Genomic DNA, 2,545 nt, shown 5'->3' with positions numbered 1-2,545 from the left:
CGTCGGCACCGCCCGACCCGGCGTCACCGCCCGCCGTCCTCCCGTCCGACCCGCCCGCCTTCGGATCGACGTGCCCGGAGGACTTCTCGGCGACCTCACCGGCTCCGTCCGCCCGCCCGTCGGCTCCGCTTCCGAGTCCGGCGACTTCACCGGCGCGGTCGAGGTCGGAGGCAAGAACTCGCTCGGACGTGAGGGCGCGTTCGGACGTACGTACGTCCGCGAGCGGGCCGGCGGAGGCGGCGAGGGGCAGGCCCAGCGCCACCGCGACCGCGGCCGTCAGCCCCGCGAGGCGGAGCCGGCGTGGATCCGGCCCGCCGCGCTCCGACTTGGGTGCTCTACGGCTCCGGGGCGGGGGAGCGCTGTGACGGCCGCGCGATGGGGCCCCGTGGCCCCCGGGAAGACGCTGCATGTGCGGAAGATAACGACCGACCGGGGGCGCCCGGCCCTCCGCGCGCCGGGCGGGCTCAGAACTCGGGCGCGCTCACACCCGTACGAGTGAGGGCGTCGACGACCGCGTCCACGACCGCCTCGACGTCGGGCACCCACGGCGCGGCCGAACCGGGCAGCGGTGCCCGCTCCCAGCGGATCAGGCCGTGACCGGTCTCGGAGGGGGGCAGAGCCAGATAGCCGCCCTCGCTGTGGAAGCGGAGCGAGCCGGGGACGAAGTCCTTGGCGTAGAGCAGCTCGCCCAACTGCTCCATGGAGTACGGCGCGACGAGGATCGCCCAGCGGTGCGGGGCCGCGACCACGGGGCCGAGGCGCATGCCGGTGCGGTCGAGCGCGGCGAGGGCACGGGAGGCGGCCAGAGCCGGCAGGCTCACCGCGCAGGGGGCGGCGGAGCCGGTGGCCAGCACGATCGGTGCCGTCGGCCGGTTGCCCCACCACCAGCGGATCATGCGCTCGTCGGTGGTGGCGGCCAGCAGGCCGGGGTCGAAGGGGTGAGCGCCGGGCACCACGCACTCCGGGTCCGGGCATCCGCAGCGGGCACTCCCCTGCGGGTCCGGCGCCACCCCCGGGAGTACGGGCCACTGCCATTCCGTCGCGAACGTCAGGGCCTGCTCAAGAAGCTCGGGCCTCCCGCCGTTGCGCCTGGACAGGAGCCTGCGTCGCTTTCCGGGGATCTCGCGCATGAGCGCTCGTCCTTTCCGTTGCACGCATGGCAACACCGTGGGTCACATCACAACATGTGTCGTTCACTGCACTGTGCGTACCTGCTGGCGCATCACACCCCTGTCGCGGACAAGGGGAACCCTGCGGGCCGAGCTCGGTTACGTCCGCGTCCATCGCTTGCGTCGACTTGCGTCTGTCAAAAGCATGGGCATGGCGTAGGGGTGGCGGCGCCTGGCGTTTTGCTGTCCCGCATGTGCTCGCCGCCTCCGCCACGGGAGGATGGGGCTCGGTCGTCGGTGGATAGGACGCCCGGTTCCGTCGCCAGGTTCCGGGCGGCCTCCGCCGCCCCTGGTCTTCACCGAGTACGTACCCATCACGACCGCTGTGACGCTCTGTTGAACAAGGCCAGTCGACCTCAATACACCGTTCACCACAACACTTTTAAGTCAACTTTCCCGTTTCCGAAGGACTGGACAAGAAGTTGACAGGTGTCCAACAGAGCCGCACGGACACCAGATATCCCAGCAGGACAATGCTGGACATCCCCTCACGAGTGCGTGTACATGTGGAGAGACCGCTAGCGGCGCAGAATGACATGGGGGTTTGCGATGCTTTTGAGCAATACGCACCGGTCGGAAAGCCGGACACCATGAACGCCCCTCACCCTCCGAAAGTGGCTGGAATCGATTCAACGGTTCCCTCCCCCGCACACACTGTCGCGCCCGCGCCCGCCGCCTCGGGCACCTCATCGGCCCCTCCCGCCACAGGCGCGGGCACCGCTCCCGGGGCCGTTCTGCAGGACAGACTCGCGGGCTGGGTCTCGGATCTCACGACGCTGCACGAACTCACCGAACGTCTGACCCGCACGGACTCACTCGACAGCGCGCTGAAGGAGACCCTGCACGCCGGAGCCGCCCTGGTCGGCGCCCGCCGCGGTCTCGTCGTCCTGGAACCGGGCGACGGACTCGGCCCGGACACGACCATCGGCCTCGGCCTCGGCCGCGCCGACCTCGGGCACATCGAGACCGTGCCGCGCAGTTCCCTGCCGTACGGCCGCATCCTCGACGGGCTGCCGGGCGGTGACGGCGAGATCGCCCAGCCCGACCTGTTCGCCGAGGACGGACTCGACCCCCGCCACCGCGAGGTCGCCGCCCGGCTCGGATACGCGGCGAGCTACGCGCTCCCTCTGTCCACCGAGGCGGCCGGCCCGCTCGGCGCCGCCGTCTGGCTGTACGACGAGCCCGCGGAGCCGGTCGAGCGACAGCGCCACCTCGCCGGGCTGTACACGCGGTACGCCGCCGAGCATCTGGCCCGGCTCGTCGAGGTCGAGCGCACGCGGGCGTGCATGGCGACCATCGCCGAGGAACTGCTCCCCTCCCGGCTGCCCCGCGTCGCCGGCGTCCAGCTCGCCGCCCGGCACCGCACCGGACCGCGC

1 protein-coding gene and 2 pseudogenes are annotated in these 2,545 nt (G+C 71.7%); 1 reads left to right on the top strand and 2 read right to left on the bottom strand.

Annotation, left to right across the window (positions count from 1 at the left end; translation table 11 throughout):
* Nucleotides 1-409: pseudogene (locus AWZ10_RS13585) on the bottom strand (hypothetical protein); the annotation flags it as partial.
* A 55-nt stretch (nt 410-464) separates the two neighbouring features.
* Nucleotides 465-1,130, bottom strand: coding sequence for a bifunctional DNA primase/polymerase (locus AWZ10_RS13580; RefSeq protein WP_060891168.1), 666 nt, complete (start codon nt 1,128-1,130; stop codon nt 465-467).
* 512 nt (nt 1,131-1,642) lie between these two features.
* Here AWZ10_RS13580 and AWZ10_RS13575 point away from each other — a divergent pair.
* A pseudogene (locus tag AWZ10_RS13575) lies at nt 1,643-2,545 on the top strand (phosphatase); the annotation flags it as partial.

The sequence above is a fragment of the Streptomyces europaeiscabiei genome, from assembly GCF_001550375.1.
Lineage (GTDB): Bacteria > Actinomycetota > Actinomycetes > Streptomycetales > Streptomycetaceae > Streptomyces > Streptomyces europaeiscabiei.
Note: the sequence above shows the minus strand (reverse complement) of the source record. Positions and strands in the feature narration are given on the sequence as shown.

What these genes read in the sequence shown, in the direction of transcription:
- AWZ10_RS13580 (WP_060891168.1), bottom strand. Translation starts at nt 1,130, where the DNA reads ATGCGCGAGATCCCCGGAAAGCGACGCAGGCTCCTGTCCAGGCGCAAC.